Here is a 23,280-nt window from a genome sequence, read left to right as displayed (position 1 = left end):
CCGAAAGACGTGCGGCAGACCGGTTCGGTCTTGGCTACCGTAGGGTTACGTCTATTTAACACGCAAAACTCAATATGTAATGCAGGGTTGAGAAACACAAGGGGGTGCGCATGACCGCTCGGGACCAGATTCGGGGTCAGCATCGGGGTCAGGCTCGCGCCGGCGATCTGCTCGAACTCGTACGAAGCGGACGGGCGACCACCCGCGGCGCCCTCCAGCAGGCCACCGGGCTGTCCCGGGCCACCGTCGGCCAGCGCCTGGACCGGCTCTTCCGCGCGGGCTGGCTGCGCGAGGGCGCCGGCGGCCCGGTCGACTCGCCCCTGGGCGGGCGCCCCTCCATCACCCTGGAGTTCGACGACGAGCACGCGGTCGTGCTGGCCGCCGACCTCGACACCCGCCACGCCCGCGCCGCCCTGCTCACCCTGACCGGCGAGATCCTCGCCGAGCGGGCCGGGGTCCTCGTCGTCGAGGACGGTCCGGACGTGGTGCTGGGTGCGCTGGGTGGCTGGTTCGCCGAGCTGCTGGACAAGGCGGACCGGCCCGCGCGCTCGGTCTGCGGTATCGGGCTCGCGGTGCCGGGACCCGTCGACAGCGAGACCGGCCTGGTCGTGCAGCCGCCGATCATGCCGGGCTGGGACGGCTACGACATACGAGGGCGGCTGTCCCGCGCCTTCGCCGAGCACACGGGTGGCCCGGCCGGCGTCCCCGTGCTCGTCGACAACGACGCGAACCTGATGGCGTACGGCGAACAGCGCACCGGATACCCGGACTGCTCGGCCTTCGTCCTGGTCAAGGTCTCCACCGGCATCGGCGCCGGGGTCGTCGTGGACGGCTCGGTCTTCCGGGGCATCGACGGCGGCGCCGGGGACATCGGGCACATCCGGGTGGGCGCCGAGGCGCTGTGCCGGTGCGGGTCCTACGGCTGTCTCGCCGCCGTCGCCAGCGGTTGGGCCGTGGCCCGACGGCTCACCGAGGGCGGGGTCGAGGCCGCGTCCGGCTCGGACGTGCGGGAGCTGCTGGCCGCCGGGCACCCTGAGGCCGTGGGCCTCGCGCGGGAGGCCGGGCGGCAGGTGGGGGACGTACTCGCGACCGTGGTGACGCTGCTGAACCCGGGTGTGCTGATGATCGCCGGGGATCTGGCCGGAACTCCCTTCCTCACGGGCGTGCGCGAGCTGCTGTACCAGCGGGCGCTGTCCCGCTCGACGGCCCGGCTGGAGATCGTCACCTCGCGGCTCGGCGAGCGGGCCGGGCTGGTGGGGGCGGGTGCGCTGGTCGTGGAGCATCTGTACGCGCCGGAGCGGGTGGAGGAGCGGTTGCGGGCGCTGGGCGTCTGACGGTGTGTGACAGGTGCGTTTCGCTCCCGAGACGCGTCCGCATGGTGAAATCCGGGCGGCTGTGGCAGCGTGATTCTCGCCACCTTTGATAGGGGTGGCGCTCAGGTGAGCGGATCATGGCTCGGCTGCACTTCTCCAAGGGGTGGCACTGAGTGCCACCCCTTGATCGTTCATCGATCGAAATCAGACGTGTCGCGAGCCGCTCATGTGAGCGGAATTCCTGATGTTCGGGCGTTGATTCGTTCAAGAAGTGAAAACATCGGCTGCTCTGCGCTTGCCAAGCTTTGACTTTCGATCCGGTGGCGGACGACCGGTTACAGGCGCATGACGCGCAAGTGGACGTACCCAGGCGCCTTCGATCTGGGTAAGTTCCTGGCTGTCAGGGCAGCCACCCGCGTCCCGAGGAGTCGAGACCCGTGTCGGAAAACAAAGATCCCCACGTAGCGAAGTTCGTTTACGACTTCACCGAGGGAAACAAGGACCTCAAGGACCTGCTGGGTGGCAAGGGTGCGAACCTCGCCGAGATGACCAACCTCGGTCTCCCCGTTCCCCCCGGGTTCACCATCACGACGGACGCCTGCAAGGTCTACCTCGACAGCGGGGACGAACCGGCGGCACTGCGTGACGAGGTGAGTGCGCACCTCGACGCCCTCGAAGCGCGGATGGGGAAGCAGCTAGGCCAGGCCGACGACCCGCTGCTGGTGTCGGTCCGGTCCGGGGCGAAGTTCTCCATGCCCGGCATGATGGACACCGTCCTGAACATCGGGCTCTCCGACAAGTCCGTGCAGGGCCTGGCCAAGCAGGCCGGCGACGACCGCTTCGCGTGGGACTCCTACCGCCGCCTCATCCAGATGTTCGGCAAGACCGTCCTCGGCGTCGACGGCGACCTCTTCGAGGAGGCGCTGGAGAAGGCCAAGGAGACCAAGAAGGTCGCGGTCGACACCGAGCTGGAGGCCGCGGACCTGAAGAAGCTGGTCACCTCCTTCAAGAAGATCGTCAAGAAGGAGGCGGGCCGGGACTTCCCGCAGGACCCGCGCGAGCAGATGGACCTCGCCATCCACGCGGTCTTCGACTCCTGGAACACCGACCGCGCCAAGCTCTACCGCCGCCAGGAGCGCATCCCCGGCGACCTCGGCACGGCGGTCAACGTCTGTTCGATGGTCTTCGGCAACCTGGGCCCCGACTCGGGCACGGGCGTCGCCTTCACCCGCGACCCCGCCAGCGGCCACCAGGGCGTCTACGGCGACTACCTCCAGAACGCGCAAGGTGAGGACGTCGTCGCGGGCATCCGCAACACCGTCCCGCTCGCGGAGCTGGAGGCGATCGACAAGACCTCGTACGACCAGCTGATGCAGATCATGAAGACGCTGGAGAACCACTACAAGGACCTCTGCGACATCGAGTTCACCATCGAGCGCGGGCAGTTGTGGATGCTCCAGACCCGCGTCGGCAAGCGCACGGCGGGCGCCGCCTTCCGGATCGCCACGCAACTCGTCGACCAGGGCCTGATCGACGAGACCGAGGCCCTCCAGCGCGTCACCGGCGCCCAGCTCGCCCAGCTGATGTTCCCGCGCTTCGACGAGCACGCGAAGGCCGCGCAGGTCGGCCGGGGCATCGCGGCCTCGCCGGGCGCGGCCGTCGGCAAGGCGGTCTTCGATTCGTATACGGCGGTCAAGTGGTCCCGCTCGGGCGAGAAGGTCATCCTGGTCCGCCGCGAGACCAACCCCGACGACCTCGACGGCATGATCGCGGCCGAGGGCATCCTCACCTCGCGCGGCGGCAAGACCTCCCATGCGGCCGTCGTCGCGCGCGGCATGGGCAAGACCTGTGTCTGCGGCGCGGAGGAGCTGGAGGTCGACACCAAGCGCCGGCGGATGACGGTGCCTGGTGGGCACGTGGTGGAGGAGGGCGACCTGATCTCGATCGACGGATCGAGCGGCAAGGTCTACCTCGGTGAGGTGCCGGTGGTCCCGTCCCCGGTCGTGGAGTACTTCGAGGGCCGGATGCACGCGGGCGCCAACGACGCCGACGAGTTGGTCGAGGCGGTCCACCGGATCATGGCTTTCGCCGACCGCAAGCGTCGCCTCCGAGTCCGTGCGAACGCGGACAACGCCGAGGACGCCATGCGCGCCCGTCGCTTCGGGGCGCAGGGCATCGGACTGTGCCGTACCGAGCACATGTTCCTGGGCGACCGGCGCGAGCTGGTGGAGCGGCTCATCCTGGCCGACACGGACGAGGAGCGCGAGGAGTCCCTCAAGCAGCTTCTCCCGCTCCAGAAGCAGGACTTCGTCGAGCTCTTCTCCGCGATGGACGGCCTCCCGGTGACGGTCCGTCTGCTGGACCCGCCGCTGCACGAATTCCTGCCGGACATCACGGAGTTGTCGGTGCGGGTGGCGTTGGCCGAGTCCCGCAAGGACCCGCACGAGAACGAACTGCGCCTGCTCCAGGCGGTCCACCGCCTGCACGAGCAGAACCCGATGCTGGGGCTGCGCGGTGTACGTCTCGGGCTGGTCATCCCGGGCCTGTTCACCATGCAGGTACGGGCGATCGCGGAGGCCGCCGCCGAGCGCAAGAACGCCAAGGGCGACCCGCGCGCCGAGGTCATGATCCCGCTCGTCGGCACCGTCCAGGAGCTGGAGATCGTCCGCGAGGAGGCCGACCAGGTCATCGCGGAGGTGGAGGCGGCGACGGGCACGGACCTGAAGCTGTCGATCGGCACGATGATCGAACTGCCGCGTGCGGCACTGACGGCGGGGCAGATCGCGGAGGCGGCGGAGTTCTTCTCCTTCGGCACGAACGACCTCACCCAGACGGTGTGGGGCTTCAGCCGCGACGACGTCGAGGCGAGCTTCTTCACCGCCTACCTTGAAAAGGGCATCTTCGGCGTCTCCCCCTTCGAGACGATCGACCGCGACGGCGTCGGCTCCCTGGTCAGGTCCGCCGTGGAGGCCGGCCGCGCCACCCGCCCCGACCTCAAGCTCGGCGTCTGCGGCGAACACGGCGGCGACCCCGAGTCCGTCCACTTCTTCCACGAGGTCGGCCTGGACTACGTCTCCTGCTCGCCGTTCCGGATCCCGGTGGCGCGGCTGGAGGCGGGACGGGCGGCGACGCAGTCGACGGGGAGTGATCACCGGTGACGGCGGTGAGCGGCGAACGCCGTTGACGTCGGCGGACGTTGACGACCGCTGGGCCGGACGGCCACTGAACCCCGGAACCGCCACCTGTCCCCGACCCTCAACCGATGGGCGGCGGTTCCGGATCACGAAGGAGGGGCGGCACCCTGTGCGGGGGTGCCGCCCCTCTGGCGTGCCCTGCCACCCGGGCGGTCAGGCCGTCGCGCCGCTGTCCACCACCAGGTCCGTGCCGACGACGGACGCCGCGTCGTCCGAGGCCAAGTAGAGGACGGCGGCGGCCACTTCGGCGGTCTCCGAGATACGGCCCAGGGGGAGGGTGGCCCGGGCACGCTCGGCCCGGTCGGTCTCCGTCTCGCCGGGGCGGAAGGACATGGGGGTGGCGGTGGCGCCGGGGCTGACCGCGTTGATGCGGACGCCCTCGTGGATGTGGTCGAGGGCGGCGCCCCTGGTGAGGACGGAGACGGCGGCCTTGGTGGCGGAGTAGGCGGCGGCGCCGGGGCGACGGGCGTGGACGCCGAAGACGGAGGCGATGTTCACGATCGCGCCGCCGGACGGCTGGGTCCGCATCTGCCGGATCTCCGCCCGGAGCGCCAGGAACACGCCGGTGACATTGGCGTCCAGTTGAGCCTGCCAGTCCTCCTCGGACAGGTCGGCGAGCGGGGCGCCGCCCCGGTAGACGCCCGCGTTGTTGACCGCCACATCGAGGGAGCCGAAGCGGTCGACGGCGGCGCGGACCAGAGCCTCGGTGTCGCGCGCGTTCGACACGTCGGCGGTCACGGCGAGGGCCTTGCCGCCGGCCGCTTCCACCAACCGGACGGTCTCGTCGAGGGGTTCGCGGCGTCGCCCGGCCACGACGACGTTCGCTCCCTCGGCGGCGAACGCGAGGGCGACGCTACGGCCGATTCCGGAGCCGGCGCCGGTGACGAGGGCCGTCCGGCCGGTGAAGCGGGCCGTCCTGCCGGTGAGGTGGGTGGTGGTCATGATCTCCCCTGTTTCTTGACCGATCGGTTCAGTATGTGGGCGCAGGAAAGGCCCCTCCGGGCAAGAGGCCGGTGGTGTGGATCAGTCCAGCAACCGCAGCGCCTGTTCCGCCGCGTCCCGCACCCGGGCCGGGTCCGCCGACGCCTTGCCGACCACCCGCAGCCCCTGCATCAGCACCAGCAGCATGCGGGCGAGGGTGAGCGGGTCGCGGTCGGCGGGCAGTTCGTCCTGGGCCTGGGCGCGGACGAGTGCCGAGTGCAGTACGGTCTCCAGCTGGTCCCAGTTGCGCTCCACGCGCCGGGCCGCGACCGGGTCGTGCGGGGCGAGTTCGGCCGCCGTGTTGGTCACCAGGCAGCCGTTCAGGCGCAGTTGCTCGTCGCCGGCCTCCGCCGCGTACCGCCGTACGACCGCTCGCACGGCCGGCAGCGCGGGGCCCGGCTGGGCCAACTCCCGCACGATCGGCGGAAGTCCGGCCCGGTCGTAGCGGTCCAGCGCCTTCAGGTACAGCTCGTGCTTGCTGCCGAAGGTGGCGTAGAGGCTGGCTCGGCCGATGCCCAGGTACTCGACCAGGTCGGACATCGACGTGGCCTCGTAGCCGCGCCGCCAGAACAGTTCCAGGGCGGACTGGAGTGCGGCGTCGGGGTCGAATTCCTTGGTCCTGGCCATGGGGGGAGGGTAGGACCATGCGGAACGATCGGTCAAGAAAGATTCGGCCGACCTCGGCCCTTCTCCCGTCAGGTCGTCCGTACCTCGTACGTCGCCACCCGCACCGACTCGTCGTCCAGGCAGCGCCCGCTCAGCAGGTCGAACCGCTGTTTCAGCAGGGGGGAGGCGACGAACGGGCGGCTCTGGTGGGTGCCGGTGAGGCCGCGGGAGAGGACCGCCGCGCCGTTGAACGGGTCGCGGTTGTCGATCGCGTACAGGGTGCCGTTGCGGTCGCGGAAGAGGGCCACCTGGCGGCCGTCGGGGAGGAGGGCCGCCACCCCGCGGCCCGGGGTCAGCGCGGTGAGGTCGCAGACCGTGAACCAGTCGGTGTCCAGCCGGAGTTGGACCTTCAGGTCGGTCGTCTCGGGTGCCAGGGTCATCGCTGGGCGCTTCCTTCCAAGGGACGGTGGCCGATGGTGAGCAGCGGCAGGTCGGGCTTGATCTGGTCACGCTCGGGGACGAAGCCGACGACCGGGTCCGGGGTGTCGGGGGCGTTCACGAAGGACACGAACCGGCCCAGCTTCTCGGGGTCGTTGATGGTGGTCGCCCACTCGTCGGCGTAGTTCGAGACGTGGGCCGCCATCAGCGACTCCAACTCCTCGCAGATGCCGAGCGAGTCCTCCACGACCACCTCGCGGATGTGGTCCAGGCCGCCCGGGATCCGCTCCAGCCACACGCTCGTGCGCTCCAGGCGGTCGGCGGTGCGGATGTAGAGCATCAGGAAGCGGTCGATCAGGCGGATCAGCTCGGTGTCGGTCAGGTCCTGTGCCAGCAGGTCCGCGTGGCGCGGGGTCGCGCCGCCGTTGCCGCCGACGTAGAGGTTCCAGCCGCTCGCGGTGGCGATCACGCCGAAGTCCTTCGACTGGGCCTCCGCGCACTCGCGGGCGCAGCCGGAGACCGCCGACTTGAGCTTGTGCGGGGAGCGCAGGCCCCGGTAGCGCAGCTCCAGGTCGATCGCCATGCGGACCGAGTCCTGGACGCCGTAGCGGCACCAGGTCTGGCCGACGCAGGACTTCACCGTGCGCAGGGCCTTTCCGTAGGCGTGCCCCGACTCGAAGCCGGCGTCCACCAACCGGGCCCAGATCAGCGGGAGTTGCTCGACCCGCGCGCCGAACAGGTCGATCCGCTGGCCGCCGGTGATCTTCGTGTAGAGCCCGAAGTCCCGGGCCACCTCGCCGATCACGATGAGCTTCTCGGGGGTGATCTCACCGCCGGGGATACGCGGTACGACCGAGTACGAGCCGTTCTTCTGGAGGTTGGCGAGGAAGTGGTCGTTGCTGTCCTGGAGGGCCGCCTGTTCGCCGTCCAGGACGTAGCCGCTCGCGCCGATCGTCGGGGCGAGGGACGCGATGATCGAGGCGACGGTCGGCTTGCAGGTCTCGCAGCCGTCGCCGCCCCGGGCGCCCTCGCGGCCGTAGCGGTCGAGCAGGTCCTGGAATGAGTTGACGCGCAGGGCGAGGACGATCTCGTAGAGCTCCTCGCGGGTCTGGGCGAAGCAGCCGCACAGGCCCTTGTCGACCTCGACGCCGCTCGCCTCCAGTTCGGCGGTGACGAGCTGGCCGAGCACCTTGACGCAACTCCCGCAGCCCGTACCGGCCTTGGTGCACTTCTTCACCTCGGGCACGGTCGTGCACGAGTGTTCCGTCACCGCGCCCCGGATCGTGCCCTTGGAGACGTTGTGGCAGGAGCAGACGATCGCCTCGTCCGGCAGTGCGGACGGGCCGAGTTGGACCGACTCGCCGGCGCCGGCCGGCAGGACCAGCGACTCGGGGGCGACCGGCGGGACCGAGCCGGTGAACGCGCGCAGGGTGCCGTACGCGTCCGCGTCGCCGATCAGGATGCCGCCGAGCAGCGTGCCGTCCCGGGCGATGACCAGCTTCTTGTACAGGCCCGCGCGGGCGTCGGAGTACACGACGTCCAGGCAGTCCTCGGCGGTGCCGTGCGCGTCTCCGAAGGACGCCACGTCCACGCCGAGCAGCTTCAGCTTGGTGGACAAGTCGGCCCCGGTGAACGCCGATTCGTCCCGCGCGATGGTCGCCGCGACCGTCTCCGCCTGCTCGTAACCGGGCGCCACCAGGCCGTACACCCGGCCGTCCGCCGCCAGCGCGCACTCGCCGATCGCGAAGACGTGCGGGTCGGCGACCGTACGGCACTGCTCGTCGACCGTGATGCCACCGCGCTCGCCGACCGTCAGACCGCAGTCCCGGGCGAGCTGGTCGCGGGGACGGACACCGGCGCTGAACACCACCAGGTCCGTGGCGAGTTCGGAACCGTCGGACAGCTTCATGCCGGTGACCGCGCCGTCCGCGTCGGTCACGATCTCCTGCGTGCCCACACCCGTGTGGACGGTCAGGCCCATGTCCTCGATGGTGCGCAGGAGCGCGGCACCGCCGCCCTCGTCGACCTGCACCGGCATCAGGCGCGGCGCGAACTCCACGATGTGGCTGGTGAGTCCGAGCCCCTTCAGCGCGCCCGCGGCCTCCAGGCCCAGCAGACCACCGCCGACCACCGCACCGGTCGTCGCCCTCGACTTCGCGTACGCCTCGATCGCGAGCAGATCCTCGATCGTGCGGTAGACGAAGCAGCCTTCGGCATCCTTGTTGGGCACGGGAGGCACGAACGGATACGAGCCGGTGGCGAGGACGAGCGTGTCGTACTCAACTGTCAGCCCGGAGCGGGCGGTTACCGTCCTGGCCGCCCGGTCGATCGTCTGCGCCGGGTCGCCGACGTACAGCTCGATCCCGTGGTCCCTGATGAACTCCGCGTCCGTGAGCGACAGGTCCTCGGGCGTGCGGCCCGAGAAGTACGAGGTGAGCTGGACGCGGTCGTACGCCGGACGCGGTTCCTCGCACAGCACGACCACGCGGTGCGTGGCGGTCAGGCCGCGCTCGGCGAGCGCTTCGAGGAAGCGCTGACCGACCATGCCATGGCCGACCAGCACGATGGTGGGCACCACACGCGGATTCGAGGTCATGCCAGGAGCCTGCGACGCCGGTGTTACCCGACCGCATCACACCTGTTTCCCGCGAGGAACGCTGCCCTCAGCGGGGGCGGGGGGAGGGTGTGAGGGTTCGGGGGTGGGGCGGGGGCGTGCTGTGAGGCGGGCACGCACGAGGCGCCGGGGTGGGGCTGGCCGAACCCCCGGGTTCCGTACTCGCACCATCGCCGGCGACCAGGGCGGCGGCGAGCCTTGATGCCATGACCACCACCCGTGAGATCCCGCCCCGCACCACCCCCGACCGCACCCGCACCTCCGCCGAAATCCGCGTCCGGCGCGTCCTCCGTGAGCCCTTCACCGCCGGCACCTGGCGCCGCTTCGCCTATGGCGTGGTGGCCCTGCCGATGAGCCTGGCGAGCATCCCGCTCGCCTTGGTCGGGGCGCCGGCGGGACGGTGGCAGCGGGCGGTGATGCGGCGGGTGCTGAGGGAGGACACGGAGGGGACCGTAAGCGATGTGCGCGGCGGAGCCAGGAGCGGGCTCGTCCACGCCCTCGTCTCGTTGCCGCTGAACCTGCTCACCCTCTTCGTCACCGTCTACGGCTGGCTCATCGTCCCCATGAACCTCGGCTGGCCCCTGCGCGCGGGCGACGACTACTCGGGGGCGTGGGGCGGCCCCACCTTCGCCGGCGCGTGGGCGTTCCACGCGCTCCTCGGCGGGATCGGCTTCCTGCTGCTCATGCCGTGGATCGGACGCGGCCTGACCGCCCTCCAGCTCCGGCTCGCCCACCGCTTCCTCGCCTAGGTTGAACGCCGTGAACCGCCTCTACGACAGAGTCCGCCCCCGCCACCCCTTCCGCACCCTCGCCTCCCTCGCCGCCGCCACCTTCGGCCGCCGCGCTCTCGCCGCCGTCCTCTACGGCGTCATCGCCTTCCCGCTCGCGCTGGTCGGCTTCGTGCTGACGCTGTTCGGGCTCGCGGTGGGCGGGGTGCTGTCGGTGACGACGCTGGGGCTGTGGCTGGTGGCCGGGACCGTGCGGGGTGCGCTGGTGCTGGGAGCGGTGCAGCGGGGGCTCGCCCGGCGGCTGCTCGGGGTGGAGATCGAGGAGCCGCCGGTGGAGCGGGGCGGTGGGGTGTTCGCGTGGCGGCGGGCGCTGCTGGGGGAGCGGTCGGGGTGGCGGGCCGTGGGCTGCGCCCTGTTGACTCCGTTCACAGGCGTTTTGGCGTACGTCGCCGTCGTCATCGGATACGTCTACGGCGTCCTGCTCACACTCCACCCGGTCCTGAGCCGCCTGAACTACAACACTGTCCACCACCCCGACGGCACCGTGACCCACGTATCGCTGGAATTCTTCGGTTACCAGGTCGACAGCTGGCCGCGCTGGTTGATCCCGTTCACACTCGGTCTGCTGCTGCTCGCCGTCGCCCCGCATCTCCTGCGACACGCGCTCACACCGCACCGCGCCCTGTTGACCGCGCTTCTCGGCACCGACGCCGCCGACCGCCGCATCCGCACCCTGGAGGAGACCCGCGCCCAGGCCGTCGACGACGCCGCCGCGACCCTGCGCCGCATCGAGCGCGACCTGCACGACGGCACCCAGGCCCGGCTGGTCGGCCTCGCCATGCACCTCACCATCATCCGCGAACTGATCAGCGCGGACGCGGCCCCCGACCGGGTCCTCACCGTCGTCGACACCGCGCAGGGCAACGCCACCCAGGCCATCGCCGACCTGCGCCACCTGGTCAAGGGCATCCATCCCCCCGTACTCGACCAGGGCCTCCCGGCGGCCCTCGCCGGCCTCGTCGCCGACACCGCGCTCCCCGTCGACCTCACCACCGACGTCCCCGCCCGCCCGAGCCAGGCCGTCGAGTCCATCGCCTACTTCTGCGCCGCCGAACTCCTCACCAACGCCGCCAAGCACAGCCACGCGGACGCGGTCGGCGTGACCGTCACTGCCCACGACGGCCTGCTGCGGCTGCGCGTCACCGACGACGGCCGGGGCGGCGCGGTGATCGGCGCAGGCTCAGGACTCGCCGGCCTGCTCGCCCGCGTCCGTACCGTGGACGGCACGCTGACCTGCGACAGCCCGCCCGGAGGGCCTACGGTGGTCACGGTCGAACTGCCCATGTGAGCCGGGTGAAGCGAGTTGCCCACGTGAACCGGGTATGCCGAGTTGCCCATGTGACGGGAGTGGAATGCGCGTCGTCATCGCCGAGGACTCGGCCCTGCTGCGCGACGGGCTGGCGCAGTTGCTGGAGCTGCGCGGGGTCGAGGTGGCCGCGGCCGTCGGGGACGCCGAGACCCTCCTCGTCGCCGTCGCCGAACACACCCCCGACGTCGCCGTCGTCGACATCCGCCTGCCGCCCACCCAGACCGACGAGGGCGTACGAGCGGCCGTACGCATCCGAACGGAGCGCCCCGGCACGGGAGTTCTCCTCTTCTCCCAGTACGTGGAGACGGCGCACGCGACCCAACTGCTCACGAACCCGGCCGGGTTCGGCTACCTCCTCAAGGAACGGGTCGCCGACATCGGGGAGTTCGTGGACGCCCTGGAGCGCATCAAGGCCGGCGGCACCGCGCTGGACCCCGAGGTCGTCGCCCAGCTCTTCGGCGCGAGCCGCCGCACCACGGCCCTGGACACCCTCACCCCACGAGAGCGCGAGGTCCTGGCTCTGATGGCGGAGGGCCGCACCAATCACGCCGTGGCCACGACCCTCACGGTCTCCGAACGCGCCGTCGAGAAACACGTGGCCAACATCTTCTCCAAGCTGGACCTGCCACCGTCGGACACGGGGCATCGGCGGGTGCTGGCGGTACTGCGGTACTTGGAGAGCACGTCGTGAGGGAGTGACCGAGTGACCGAGGCCCGCGCTACTGGTGACCGCGGCCCGCGCTACTGGTGACTGCCGGTCAGATGGGCGAACACGACCACGTTGCCCTGATATCCCGTACTCCGCGAGTACCCGCCCCCGCAGGTGATGACCCGCAGTTCGGGGCGCGCGGCGGCGCCGTACACCTTCTCGTCGGGGAAGTTCTTCGCCTCGTAGACCTCCACCGCGTCCACCGTGAACACGGCCACGCTCCCGTCGCGCCGGTCCACCTCGACGGTGCCGCCCTTCTTCAGGGCGCCCAGGTCGTAGAAGACGGCGGGACCGTCGGCGTTGTCGACGTGGCCGGCGACGACGGCCGTACCGCGTTCACCGGGGGCGGTGCCGGCCTCGTACCAACCCGCGAGATTCGGCTTCTCGGCGGGCGGTACGTCGAGGCTGCCGGTCGGGGTGAGGGCGAGGCCCATGAGGGGGGCGTCCACGCGGATCGACGGGATGCGGATGCGGTCGGGCGGGGAGGGCGGCAGCGCGGGCGCGGCGGCCCGTTGGCCCTGCTGGCCGGTGCGCGCGGCGTGGCCCTGCGCGGCCGACGGCTGCGGCGGGGCGTTGGTGCCGGTGCCGCTGTCGAGCAGCCACGCGCCCGTGCAGAGCGCGACCACGGTGACGGTCCCTATGAGGGCGTTGCTGAACCTGCGCACGCGAGCCTCCTGCCTGCCGGAGCGGTCTCCTGCCCGGTGGGGCGACCTGCCGACCGCTGCCTGCGGGCCGATGCGCGGCCGCCGCGGGAGCGGGCTTCTGCCTGGATGGGACCCCGGTCCCCCTCCGGGCCGCGAGGGGCGTCGGACCCGGAGGGGGAGGGACTTGCGGTACCGGCGAACGGACAGCGGAGGGTGTCCGTCAGATCCCGTCGCCTCTCGCCCGGCGATGCAGGAGCCAGGTACCGCCCGCGGCGGCGACGGCGAGAGCCGCCACGCCGGCCGCGGTCTGCACGGGATCGGGGCCCAGTGCGCCGCCGACCCCCGTCTTGACGCTTCCTCTCGGGTGCACCTGCCCCCGGACCGGGGTCAGCGTGACCACCAGGTCGCCCGAGACCTGCCGCCCGTCCTCCGCACACTCCGCGACGATCTCGTACGTCCCCTGCTGCGCGCTCGGCGGCACCCTGAACTGCCCGATCGCGTCGCCCTCGTGCGCGCTCGGCGCCAGCGTGAAGGCACCGGCGCCCACCGCGCTGGCGTCGCCCGCCGCGGTACCGCCCTCGCCGCAGGCCGCGGTGTTGACGGTGACCTGATCGCCCGGCACGGCCGAGGAGGGGTACACCTCCAGGCTGCCGCCGCCGACGCCGTGGGCCGGCGCGGCGACGAGACCGGCGGCCGCGACGGCGAGCGCGGTACCGGTCAGCAGTCGGGCGGTACGTCGCATCGGTGCTCCCTAGAGCTTCTTCGGTGTCCCCTGCCCTTTCGAGGTAAGTGCCAGCGGGCCGAGCGCGCTTCCTGAGGGTGTGTCAGAAATGCGGTGAATGGGTGGTGAAGAGGTGTAAAGCGGGCCTGGCTGCCTGGCATTTCAGCAGGTCACCGAGGTAGCGCGGGGGCGGGACGGAAGAGAACCCGAAGGGCGCAGAGCGCGCGTGTGAACGGGTGACCCGACGCGCAGGCGCCTTCGCGACCACGTCCGCTTGACCTCAACATTGATTGAGGTACGAGGCTCTCCACATGCAGACCACAGAGACACGACCCAGCACCGAGCCCCTCACCGCCCACCCCTCATCCGACGCCTCCCCCCTCGCCGTCACCCTCGTCCTGGGCAGCAACCGCCACGGCCGCTTCGGCCCGGTCGTCGCCGACTGGCTCCTGGACCGCATGCGCGACCACGACGACCTGGACCCCGAGGTCATGGACGTGGCGGAGGCCGATCTGCCCACGACCTTCGAACCCAGCGCCGCGGCGCTCGCCGCCCGCTCCTCGGTCACCCCGAGGCTGGCGGCCGCCGACGCGTTCGTCGTCCTCACCCCCGAGTACAACCACTCCTTCCCGGCCGGCCTCAAGAACCTCATCGACTGGCACTACACCGAGTGGCGCGCCAAGCCCGTCGCCCTCGTCTCCTACGGCGGCCTCGCGGGCGGCCTCCGCGCCGCCGAACACCTCCGCCAGGTCTTCGCCGAACTCCACGCCGTGACGATCCGAGACACCGTCTCCTTCCACAACGCGGGCACGTCCTTCGACGAGGGCCGCCTCAAGGACCCGGCGGGCCCGGACGCCGCCGCCAAGGTGATGCTGGATCAACTGGTGTGGTGGGGGCGGGCGTTGAGGGAGGCGCGGGCGGTGCGGCCGTACGCCGGATAGCTCCGGATCGTTCGGGCTCGCCCGAGCGAGGGCGATGCGAAAAGGCCGGTGCCCACGTGGGGAGGCACCGGCCTTTTCACCTGTGCGGCCTCAGTTCACGTTCACCGCACTCCAAGCCGCCCCCACAGCCGCGTACTCCGAACTCCCCACCCCATAGAGATCCTTCGCCGCGTTCAGCGTGGCCGTCCTCGCCCCCGCGTAGTTCGTCGACGACGTCATGTAGACCGTCAACGCCCGGTACCAGATCGCGCCGACCTTGTCGTGGCCGATGCCCGTGAGGGTGGAGCCGTTGGAGGTCGGGGAGTTGTAGTCGACGCCGTTGATGGTCTTCGCGCCGCTGCCCTCCGCCAGGAGGTACGCGAAGTGGTTGGCGACGCCCGAGGAGTAGTGGACGTCGAGGTTGCCGACCGAACTGCTCCAGGAGTCCGCCGAGTTGCCGTCCTTCGACGGCTTGTCCATGAAGCGCAGGGCCGCCTTGCCGAAGCCGGAGCGGACGATCTTCTCGCCGATCAGGTAGTCGCCCTTGTCGGAGGGGTTGTTGGCGTACCACTCGACCATCGTGCCGAGGATGTCGGACGTGGCCTCGTTCAGCCCGCCGGACTCGCCCGAGTACGTCAGCGCGGCGGTCTTGGACGTGACGCCGTGGGTCATCTCGTGGCCGGCCACGTCCAGCGCCACCAGCGGCCCGAACGTCGTCCCGTCACCGTCGCCGTACGTCATGCAGAAGCAACTGTCGTCCCAGAACGCGTTGTTGTAGTTGGTGCCGTAGTGCACCCGGTTGTACGAGCCCTTGCCGTCGCCCGCGATGCCGTTACGGCCGTGGACGTTCTTGTAGTAGTCCCAGGTCTCGTTGGTCCCGTACTGCGCGTCCACCGCCGCCGACGCGCGGTCCGAAGTCGCCCCCGTACCCCAGTGGTTGTCCGCGTCGGTGAAGACCGTGGACGGCGCCCGCACGATGCAGATGCCGAAGATGCACAGGTCGGTCTTGTTCGCCGCGTCCCCGGTGTACGTGTTCCCGCGGTTGGGGTCCTTGAGCTGGTACGTCGTCCCGGACACCGTCGTCTCCAACGGCACCGTCCCGCCGTACAGCGACTGCCCGTCCCCGCTCGCCGTCTCGATGCTGTCCCACGCGTCGATCTGCGCGCCGCTGCGCGCGTCGGTGATCACCGTACGGGCGACGGGGTTGCCGAGGGAGTCCAGGGCCACCACGTTGGTGCGCCAGGCCAGTTTCGGCGTGCCGTGCAGGGCGTCGACCACCAGCTGGGGCTTGGCCGTCAGCTTCTTCAGCGCCTCGCCCAGGTTCGCGGCGCGCAGGGCGTTCGTCGCGAGATCGGCGGCCTTCGGGGCGGACACCGAGGGGGTGATCGAGGGCAGTGATATTCGGCTCTTCGTCGCCCGGTTGGCGCTGCGGTACGTCCCGTCCGCCGCCAGGTGGACCACGAAGTCGCCGCCCAGGACCGGGAGCTGACGGTACGTCCGGTCGTAACGAACGTGCTGCGTGCCGTCCTTGTCGACGATCACGTCCCGGACCGACGTGCTCTGCGTCGAGTCGAGTCCGAGCGCCGACGCGTGCGCGACGAGCGCGGACACGGCGTTGTCGATCGCGGTGGCCCTGGTCGGTCTGTCGGCCGCCTCGGCGCCGGGGGAGAGCGCGGCGGCCAGAAGGGTCGCGGTGGTGACCGCCACTCCGGCGGTGGCGAGACGACGGGAACCTCGGAGGTGCTGGCGTATCGGGCTCATCGATCTCCTCGGGAAGGCGCCAACGGGCGCGTGTGGGGGAGGTGCGCGCTGGTGCTGACCAAGATTTAAGAAGCCCGGGGATGTCATGTCCATACCGCGTCTGCGGAAGAATGTGAGGAAGTGCGTGGGGAGAGAGAATCTTTCTGTGAGCCTCCCCTTCTTCGTCTACGGCACCCTGCGCCCCGGCGAGGTCAACCACGACCTGTTCCTGCGCGCCCGCACCCGCTCCGAGACCCCCGCCCGCCTGACCGGCGCGGTCCTCTACGACGGCCCCGGCTACCCGTACGCCGTGGAGGCGCCGGGCGGGGTCGTGTACGGGGAGTTGGTGACCGCCCTGCCGGACCACTACGAGGAACTGCTCGCCGCCCTGGACCGGTTGGAGGAGTACGCGCCGGGCGACCCGAGCAACCTCTACGAGCGCGTGGCCCGCGAGGTGCGGTGCGAGGAAGAGGGCGGGGGAGGGGGCGGGGTCCTGGCCTGGGTGTACGTCGCCGCACCACCGGTCGCCGACAACCTGCGCACCCACGGCAAGTTGATCGAAAGCGGGGACTGGCGGATCAGATGAGCCGGACCAGTGCCATCGCCGGTGCCGACTCCATCGTCACCCGAAGGCCCGCCCCCTCGTCCCACGCCACGGCCACCCCGGTGTCGGTCGCGTGCAGAACCTCGGCCCGGACGTCCGCCCGCCCCGCCAAATGCCCGACCGGAAGCACCAGTTCGACCTCGTCTTCGCCCCCGTCACCCCTGCGCCACACCGACACATACGCGGCCCCCTCCACCGGCGCCCGCAACCCCACCGCGATCCACTCGTCCGTCCAACCCGGCAGCCCCAGCGGCCAGAACGGCACCGCCGTGCGCAGGTCGCCCCGAATCGCCTTGTACGTCGCCACCGCCTCCCGCACCAGCCCCAGTTGACGCTCCGTCATCCGGTCCAGGTGGCCGGACAGATGGACCCGCCCCAGCATCGCCGTGCCGAGCGTGAAGCCGATCTCCGCGTCGGAGAAGGACGGTTGCGGGTACGCCCACACCGCCCCCTGCTCCGGAGGCACCACCGTCGGCGCCGCCGCCGCGATCGGCGGGTAGCGGACCGGATCCTGCTGGTCGGAGGTCGACTGGAGCTGGGTGACGGACAGGGACGCGCCGTCCATGCGCATGCCGCCGGACGCGCAGTTCTCGATGACCAGGGACGGGTACCGGTCCAGCACGGACGCCAACCAGGCCCGCCACGCCCGCGTGTGATCCAGCAGCCCCGGCGCCGACGTCGTGATGTTGTAGTCCAGCTTCAGATAGCCCACGCCCCACTCGCCGACGATCCGGTCGACGGCGGCGTCCAGATGGGCCCGGGCCGCGGGGTGGGTCAAGTCCAGCTGATGACGGCCCTGTTCGGTGACGCGACTGCCGTCGGCGTGACGAAGGAACGCGGCATCCGGCAACGCCCCCGCCCCGGCCTCCGAACCCGCCGCTGCCTCCGAGCCTGCCCCCGCCACAGGACTCCGTACACCCACCACCTCCGGCTCCAGCCACACCCCCGCCACCATCCCGCGCTCCCGAATCCGCCCCAGCACCTCCTGGATGCCCCCGGGAAAGCGCCGCCCCGACGGCTGCCAGGCCCCCACGCTGTCCCACCAACCACCGTCGGCCGAGTCGTCGTACCAGCCGGCGTCCACGCAGAAGTACTCCGCGCCCGCCGAGGCCGCCGCGTCGATCAGCGGGAGCAGCTTCTCGGTGGTGGGGTCGCCCATCAGGGTGTTCATGTAGTCGTTGAAGACGACCGGGAGCCGGTCGTGATCCGGATGCGGTCGGCGCACCCGGCGGCGGTACTCCGTCAGCGCGCCCAGCGCCCCGTCGAACCCGTCCCCCAACGCGAGCGCCGCGTACTCCGACGCGAACTCCTCGCCCGGGCACAGCACTTGACTCCAGCCATGCTCGTCGTACGTCGGCCCGCTCAGCCCCACGTACGTACGCCCGGCCGGTGCCTCGCCCGCGTCCCACGCCCAGCCCGCCGCCGACTCCACCTGCCACAGCCAACACCGCCCGTCCGTACGGTCGGTGAGCGCGCCCATCGCCAGATGGCCGTCGGTCGGCCAGCTGCCCCGCCCGGTCAGCCGCAGCGCGGCCCGCGAGTCGTGCTCGTGCACGTCCCGCCCGATGTCCGGCACCGACGCCCGCAACGGCTCGGCGTACCAACGGCATTCGGCGAGCCAGTCGTTGCGGGCCCGATGCGCGTCCAACACGTCGGGGGAGGGCAGTCCGCCGAGCAGCAGACTGCCGACGGAACGGACCGTCACCGCCGCGTCGCCCTCATTGCGCACCCGTACCCGCGAGCGCAGCACCGCCACCCCGTCCGGCGACGCGTACTCGGCGAACACCCTCAACCCGCCCTGCGGATCGCCCAGTTCGACGGTCAGGTGATGCCACCCGTCACCGTAGGTCGCCCGGTGCCCGCGATACCGCAGCCGCGCCCCCGGCGCCGTGCCCCTGAAACGCGGCCCCGACCAGCCGGTGCCCGCGCCCATGAGGGTCACGTCGACGAGCGGGAGGCCCGTCACGGTCGGCGTCGGGTCACCGGGTCGGGACACCCGCAGCAACGCGCTCGACTCCTCGCCGAAGTCGAGGTCGAGGAGGAGCGCGGAATGGCCCCAGCGGTAACCGAACTCGTGATCGTTCACCCCGCAAAGCCTAGAGCGCGGCTCACCGGGCCTCGGTCAACGCCCGCTTCACCCCGGCCTCCTTCGGCCCGAGAAACCGCGGATCCGGCTCGAACACCGCGTCCAGGGCCGCCTTCCCGGCCGCGAGGATCTCCCTTGTCCCGCCGTAGTACCAGGTCACGTCGTGCTTGGCGTCCACGCCGACGCCGTACGACGTCACGCCCGCCGCCTGGCAGAGCGCGACCGCCCGCCGGATGTGGAAGCCCTGGCTGATCAGTACCGCCTTGTCCACGCCGAAGATCTTCTTGGCACGGACGCAGGAGTCCCAGGTGTCGAAACCGGCGTAGTCGCTGACGATCCGCCCATCGGGCACGCCGTGCTCCGTCAGGTACGTCCGCATGGCGTCGGGCTCGTCGTAGTCCTTGCGGCTGTTGTCGCCGGTGACGAGGACGACCTCGATGCGGCCCGCGCGGTACAGCTTCGCCGCCGCGTCGAGGCGGTGGGCGAGGTACGGCGACGGCTCGCCGTCCCACAGGCCCGCGCCGAAGACGACCGCGACCTCGGTGCGGGGCACGTCCGCGATCGTGCGCAGCCGGTCGCCCGTCACGACGTACATCCAGGTCGACGGGAGCAGCGCCAGTACGCACCCGGCCATCACGGCCTGCACCAGCCGCCGCTGCCCGGCACGCGTGCGTGGCAGACGTGGACGGCGGAGCTTCGGTCGGCGCATCGCACGGCCCCTTTCCGGTCGGTCGCTCGACACTCAGAGACGTCCTGTCAGGCCGTACGGTTCGGCACCCGGCACGTGACCAGGTTCACTACGGAGGCGAAACTCCAGGTCACGTCACCTCACAGACCCCCTGCACCCCACCGTGAACGGCCCGAAAAGACGCGTCATTCCGGTGCAACGGGGCGGCAACCTCGTACCGCCACCATCGGTCCATGACGCCGTCGAACCCTCAGCGCGACGAGTCCACGCCCGCCCACCTCGACAGTACGGCGCACCTCATGAACCGGATCGGCAGCCAACTCGCCAGCCAGCTCAGCCTCGTCACGCTCGACGGCAGCCGGCGCCCCCGCCCCCCGGTCCCGGCGCTCGTCGTCGTGGCGCACGGCAGCCGCGACCCGCGTGCGCTGAGCACCGTACGCACGCTCCTGGACCGCGTCCGCGCCCTGCGCCCGGGCCTGTCAGTCCACCTCGGCCACATCGAACTGAACGAGCCCCTGCTCCCCGATACCCTCGCCGCCCTCGGCGCCGCGCGGGCGGTCCTCGTCCCGCTCCTCCTCAGCCGCGGCTACCACGTCAAGCGGGACATCCCCGAGATGGCCGCCGAAGCAGAGGCACGCACGCGCGTGGCCGCGCCCCTCGGCCCGCACCCCCTCCTGGTGGACGCCCTCCAGGCCCGCCTGGTCGAGGCGGGCTGGCGCATGCGCATGGACGCGGCCACTCGTCGGGGGAGCGCCGTGATCCTCGCCGCGGCCGGCTCCCGCGACCCGGACTCCCAGACCGACACGAACCACACGGCCGCGCTGCTGTCCGACCGCCTGGGCGTCCCCGTCCTCCCCGCCTACGCGAGCACGGCGACCCCGACGATCCCGGATGCTCTGGCGACGCTGGCCGCCCAGGGCCGCCACCGAGTAGCCGTAGCGTCGTACTTCACGGCCCCGGGCCGCTTCGCGAGGGAGTGCGCGGAGAGGGCCCCCTGGATCGCGTCGGCCCCTTTGGGCACTCACCCAGCGATGGCAAGCCTCTTGCTCCACCGCTACGACCAGACTCTCTCGACCGACGTGAGGTTGGCTGACGTCAGGGGCGCGGGGAACTGCGCGACCAGCCACACACAACCCGCACTCGCCATATAACCGCACCCGGCAGACGAAAAGCCGCACCCCATTTGTCACTCCCTCCGCTTACTGTCGAGTCATGGAAGGCAACAACGACACCCCACCCCCCGGCTACGACCCGACGTCAGTCGCCCGCTGGGCCGCAGAGCCCGACAAACGCCAAGGCCGAACCGCCTTCCAACGCGACCGCGCACGCGTACTGCACTCCTCGGCCCTGAGAAGACTCGCCGGCAAGACCCAGGTCGTCACACCGGGCGAGCGCAACTCGTCCGCCTGGGACGCCAGCCCCCGCACCCGCCTCACCCACTCCCTGGAGTGCGCCCAGGTAGGCCGAGAGCTGGGCGCAGCCCTCGGCTGCGACCCGGACCTGGTCGAAGCCGCCTGCCTCTCCCACGACCTCGGCCACCCCCCGTTCGGCCACAACGGCGAACAGGCACTGAACGAGTTCGCCGACGACTGCGGCGGCTTCGAGGGCAACGCCCAGTCCCTGCGCCTGCTCACCCGCATCGAACCCAAGAGGTTCACCCCGGAGGGCTCCGTCGGCCTCAACCTCACCCGCGCCACCCTGGACGCGGCGACCAAGTACCCCTGGCCGCGCGGCGCCCGCCCGGACGACCCCAAGTCGCCCAAGTTCGGCGTCTACGAGGACGACCGGCCCGTCTTCGACTGGGTCCGCGAGGAAGCCCCCGGCACCCGGATCACGTTCGAGGCCCAGGTCATGGACTGGGCGGACGACGTGGCGTACTCCGTGCACGACGTCGAGGACGGCCTGCACGCGGGCCACATCGACCCCAACTGCCTGCACGCGGAGCCGGAGCGGCAGGCGGTCTTCGCGGTCGCCATAGGGCGGTACGTGCCCGCGGACACCGACCCCGCCGAGCTGGCCGCCGCCCTCGACCGGCTCCAGGACGCGGAGTGGTGGCCGCACGGCTACGACGGCTCGGCCGTCGCGCAGGCCCGCCTCAAGGACGCCACCAGCCAGCTCATCGGCCGCTTCTGCACGGCCGCCGAGTCCGCCACGCGCGCGGCGTACGGCACCGGGCGGCTGACGAGATACGGCGCCGAACTCGTCGTACCCCACGAGACACGGCTGGAGTGCGCGGTCCTCAAGGCGGTCGCCGACCGGTACGTGATGCAGCGGGCCGAGCAGGAACGGCTGCGGGCCGATCAGCGGATCGTGGTGGCCGAACTGGCGCAGGCGCTCACCGCGCGCGCTCCCGACGGCCTGGATCCGCAGTTCCGCGCCCTGTTCGACCGGGCTGTCGACGACCGCGCCCGCAAACGGGTGATCGTCGACCAGATCGCCTCCCTGACCGACGCCTCGGCCCGCTCGCTTCACGCGCGTCTGACGGGGCACCAGAGAGACTGACGAGAAAAGGGTGACGTGAAACGCGCCCGAATGTGACCCTCCGTGGCCTGATCGGGCCACTCCCTCTTCCCCCATCACACTCCGTGCGGGACGCTCGCATGTGGCGGCACCGTTACGAGGAGGCATCAAGTGGTCGACGCGGATCAGACATTCGTCATCGTCGGAGGCGGGCTCGCCGGCGCGAAGGCGGCCGAGACGCTCCGAGCGGAGGGCTTCACCGGCCGGGTGATACTGATCTGCGACGAACGCGACCACCCCTACGAGCGCCCGCCGCTCTCCAAGGGCTATCTCCTCGGTAAAGAGGAGCGCGACAGCGTCTTCGTGCACGAGCCCGCGTGGTATGCGCAGAACGACATCGAGCTGCACCTCGGCGAGCCCGTCGACACCATCGACCGCACCGCCAAGACGGTCCGCTTCGGCGGCGACGGCACCCTCGTGCGCTACGACAAGCTGCTGCTCGCCACCGGCGCCGAGCCGCGCCGCCTCGACATCCCGGGCACCGACCTGGCCGGCGTGCACCACCTGCGCCGGCTCGCGCACGCCGAGCGCCTCAAGGGCGTCCTGGCCGCCCTCGGCCGGGACAACGGCCACCTCGTGATCGCCGGCGCCGGCTGGATCGGCCTGGAAGTCGCCGCGGCGGCCCGGGAGTACGGCGCCGAGGTCACCGTCATCGAGCACGGGCCGACCCCGCTGCACGGCGTGCTCGGCCCCGAACTGGGCAACCTCTTCGCCGAGCTGCACCGCGAGCACGGGGTGCGCTTCCACTTCGGCGCGAGCCTCACCGAGATCGTCGGCCAGGACGGCATGGTCCTGGCGGCCCGTACGGACGACGGCGAGGAGCACCCCGCGCACGACGTCCTCGCCGCGATCGGCGCGGCCCCGCGCACCGGCCTCGCGGAGGCGGCGGGCCTGGAGATCGCCGACCGCGCGCACGGCGGCGGCATCGCGGTCGACGAACGGCTGCGCACCTCCGACCCCGACATCCACGCGGCCGGCGACGTGGCCGCCTTCCACCACGCCCTGTTCGACACCACGCTGCGTGTCGAGCACTGGGCCAACGCCCTCAACGGCGGCCCGGCGGCGGCCCGCGCGATGCTCGGCAAGGACGTCACCTACGACCGCGTGCCCTATTTCTTCTCCGACCAGTACGACCTCGGCATGGAGTACTCCGGCTGGGCGCCCCCGGGCTCCTACGACGAAGTCGTGATCCGGGGGGACGCGGGGAAGCGTGAGTTCATCGCGTTCTGGGTCAAGGAGGGCCGTGTGCTGGCCGGGATGAACGTGAACGTGTGGGACGTCACAGACCCGATCCAGCAGCTGATCCGCTCGAAGACCCAGGTGAACACCGAGTCGTTGGCGGACCCGCACGTTCCGCTCGAAAGCCTCGTCCCTTGAGTGTCAGTCCATCCCCGTAGAATTCACG

At 71.2% G+C, this 23,280-nt stretch carries 19 protein-coding genes; 10 read left to right on the top strand and 9 right to left on the bottom strand.

All coding sequences use genetic code 11. The features are described from left to right. Window positions 1-110: 110 nt before the first annotated feature. On the top strand, window positions 111-1,334 hold the full coding sequence (locus ACWD5F_RS13065) for an ROK family protein (RefSeq protein WP_451253816.1): 1,224 nt from the start codon (window positions 111-113) through the stop codon (window positions 1,332-1,334). 416 nt (window positions 1,335-1,750) lie between these two features. Next, window positions 1,751-4,471, top strand: coding sequence for a pyruvate, phosphate dikinase (gene ppdK, locus ACWD5F_RS13060; protein ID WP_451253814.1), 2,721 nt, complete (start codon window positions 1,751-1,753; stop codon window positions 4,469-4,471). Window positions 4,472-4,660: 189 nt separating this feature from the next. Here the strand turns inward: ppdK and ACWD5F_RS13055 are convergent, their stop codons facing one another. The 4 genes from ACWD5F_RS13055 to nirB all read right to left on the bottom strand — a co-directional run bounded on the left by ACWD5F_RS13055 (window position 4,661) and on the right by nirB (window position 9,128). Next, window positions 4,661-5,449 carry an SDR family NAD(P)-dependent oxidoreductase gene (locus ACWD5F_RS13055; RefSeq protein ID WP_451253812.1) on the bottom strand — a complete coding sequence of 263 codons (789 nt, stop codon included), beginning with the start codon at window positions 5,447-5,449 and terminating at the stop codon, window positions 4,661-4,663. Between the two features lie 81 nt (window positions 5,450-5,530). Then, window positions 5,531-6,115 (bottom strand): TetR/AcrR family transcriptional regulator, encoded by a 585-nt coding sequence (locus ACWD5F_RS13050; RefSeq protein ID WP_451253810.1) that lies wholly within the window; start codon window positions 6,113-6,115, stop codon window positions 5,531-5,533. 68 nt (window positions 6,116-6,183) lie between these two features. Next, window positions 6,184-6,534, bottom strand: coding sequence for a nitrite reductase small subunit NirD (gene nirD, locus ACWD5F_RS13045; RefSeq protein WP_451253808.1), 351 nt, complete (start codon window positions 6,532-6,534; stop codon window positions 6,184-6,186). Continuing rightward, on the bottom strand, window positions 6,531-9,128 hold the full coding sequence (nirB, locus tag ACWD5F_RS13040; RefSeq protein WP_451253806.1) for a nitrite reductase large subunit NirB: 2,598 nt from the start codon (window positions 9,126-9,128) through the stop codon (window positions 6,531-6,533). Before nirB ends, nirD begins: the two co-directional genes overlap by 4 nt. Window positions 9,129-9,352: 224 nt before the next feature. Here nirB and ACWD5F_RS13035 point away from each other — a divergent pair, with 224 nt between their 5' ends. From ACWD5F_RS13035 to ACWD5F_RS13025, 3 genes are all read left to right on the top strand, one after another. Beyond that, the gene (locus ACWD5F_RS13035; RefSeq protein ID WP_451253804.1) at window positions 9,353-9,895 is read left to right on the top strand and encodes a hypothetical protein; all 543 of its coding nucleotides are present in this window, start codon (window positions 9,353-9,355) and stop codon (window positions 9,893-9,895) included. Window positions 9,896-9,905: 10 nt separating this feature from the next. After that, window positions 9,906-11,222 (top strand): sensor histidine kinase, encoded by a 1,317-nt coding sequence (locus ACWD5F_RS13030; RefSeq protein WP_451253803.1) that lies wholly within the window; start codon window positions 9,906-9,908, stop codon window positions 11,220-11,222. A gap of 64 nt (window positions 11,223-11,286) precedes the next feature. Continuing rightward, a complete protein-coding gene (locus tag ACWD5F_RS13025) occupies window positions 11,287-11,934 on the top strand; it encodes a LuxR C-terminal-related transcriptional regulator (protein ID WP_451253801.1) in 648 nt (215 codons plus the stop codon). A gap of 50 nt (window positions 11,935-11,984) precedes the next feature. Here the strand turns inward: ACWD5F_RS13025 and ACWD5F_RS13020 are convergent, their stop codons facing one another. Beyond that, window positions 11,985-12,617: a class F sortase gene (locus tag ACWD5F_RS13020; RefSeq protein ID WP_451253799.1), complete on the bottom strand. Its 633-nt coding sequence runs from the start codon at window positions 12,615-12,617 to the stop codon at window positions 11,985-11,987. A 199-nt stretch (window positions 12,618-12,816) separates the two neighbouring features. Beyond that, the gene (locus tag ACWD5F_RS13015; RefSeq protein WP_401729900.1) at window positions 12,817-13,338 is read right to left on the bottom strand and encodes a hypothetical protein; all 522 of its coding nucleotides are present in this window, start codon (window positions 13,336-13,338) and stop codon (window positions 12,817-12,819) included. Between the two features lie 290 nt (window positions 13,339-13,628). Here ACWD5F_RS13015 and ACWD5F_RS13010 point away from each other — a divergent pair, with 290 nt between their 5' ends. Next, window positions 13,629-14,258, top strand: coding sequence for an NADPH-dependent FMN reductase (locus tag ACWD5F_RS13010; protein WP_451253797.1), 630 nt, complete (start codon window positions 13,629-13,631; stop codon window positions 14,256-14,258). Between the two features lie 90 nt (window positions 14,259-14,348). Here the strand turns inward: ACWD5F_RS13010 and ACWD5F_RS13005 are convergent, their stop codons facing one another. Beyond that, the gene (locus tag ACWD5F_RS13005; protein ID WP_451253795.1) at window positions 14,349-15,998 is read right to left on the bottom strand and encodes a M4 family metallopeptidase; all 1,650 of its coding nucleotides are present in this window, start codon (window positions 15,996-15,998) and stop codon (window positions 14,349-14,351) included. Window positions 15,999-16,143: 145 nt separating this feature from the next. Here ACWD5F_RS13005 and ACWD5F_RS13000 point away from each other — a divergent pair, with 145 nt between their 5' ends. Then, on the top strand, window positions 16,144-16,563 hold the full coding sequence (locus ACWD5F_RS13000) for a gamma-glutamylcyclotransferase family protein (protein ID WP_451253793.1): 420 nt from the start codon (window positions 16,144-16,146) through the stop codon (window positions 16,561-16,563). On the opposite strand, the gene ACWD5F_RS12995 is transcribed toward ACWD5F_RS13000, so the two are convergent. Both ACWD5F_RS12995 and ACWD5F_RS12990 read right to left on the bottom strand, forming a co-directional pair. Continuing rightward, window positions 16,556-18,667 (bottom strand): glycoside hydrolase family 36 protein, encoded by a 2,112-nt coding sequence (locus ACWD5F_RS12995; protein WP_451253791.1) that lies wholly within the window; start codon window positions 18,665-18,667, stop codon window positions 16,556-16,558. The genes ACWD5F_RS13000 and ACWD5F_RS12995 overlap by 8 nt on opposite strands. A 22-nt stretch (window positions 18,668-18,689) precedes the next feature. Continuing rightward, window positions 18,690-19,376 (bottom strand): SanA/YdcF family protein, encoded by a 687-nt coding sequence (locus ACWD5F_RS12990; RefSeq protein ID WP_451253789.1) that lies wholly within the window; start codon window positions 19,374-19,376, stop codon window positions 18,690-18,692. Between the two features lie 212 nt (window positions 19,377-19,588). Between ACWD5F_RS12990 and ACWD5F_RS12985 the strand changes: the two genes are divergently transcribed. From ACWD5F_RS12985 to ACWD5F_RS12975, 3 genes are all read left to right on the top strand, one after another. Continuing rightward, the gene (locus ACWD5F_RS12985) at window positions 19,589-20,506 is read left to right on the top strand and encodes a sirohydrochlorin chelatase (RefSeq protein ID WP_451253787.1); all 918 of its coding nucleotides are present in this window, start codon (window positions 19,589-19,591) and stop codon (window positions 20,504-20,506) included. A gap of 61 nt (window positions 20,507-20,567) precedes the next feature. Then, window positions 20,568-21,857, top strand: coding sequence for a deoxyguanosinetriphosphate triphosphohydrolase (locus ACWD5F_RS12980; protein WP_451253786.1), 1,290 nt, complete (start codon window positions 20,568-20,570; stop codon window positions 21,855-21,857). A gap of 129 nt (window positions 21,858-21,986) precedes the next feature. Continuing rightward, a complete protein-coding gene (locus tag ACWD5F_RS12975) occupies window positions 21,987-23,252 on the top strand; it encodes an NAD(P)/FAD-dependent oxidoreductase (protein ID WP_451253784.1) in 1,266 nt (421 codons plus the stop codon). Window positions 23,253-23,280: the final 28 nt, after the last annotated feature.

The organism is Streptomyces sp. NPDC002499 (genome assembly GCF_053595415.1).
This window is presented reverse-complemented; position numbering and strand designations above follow the sequence as displayed.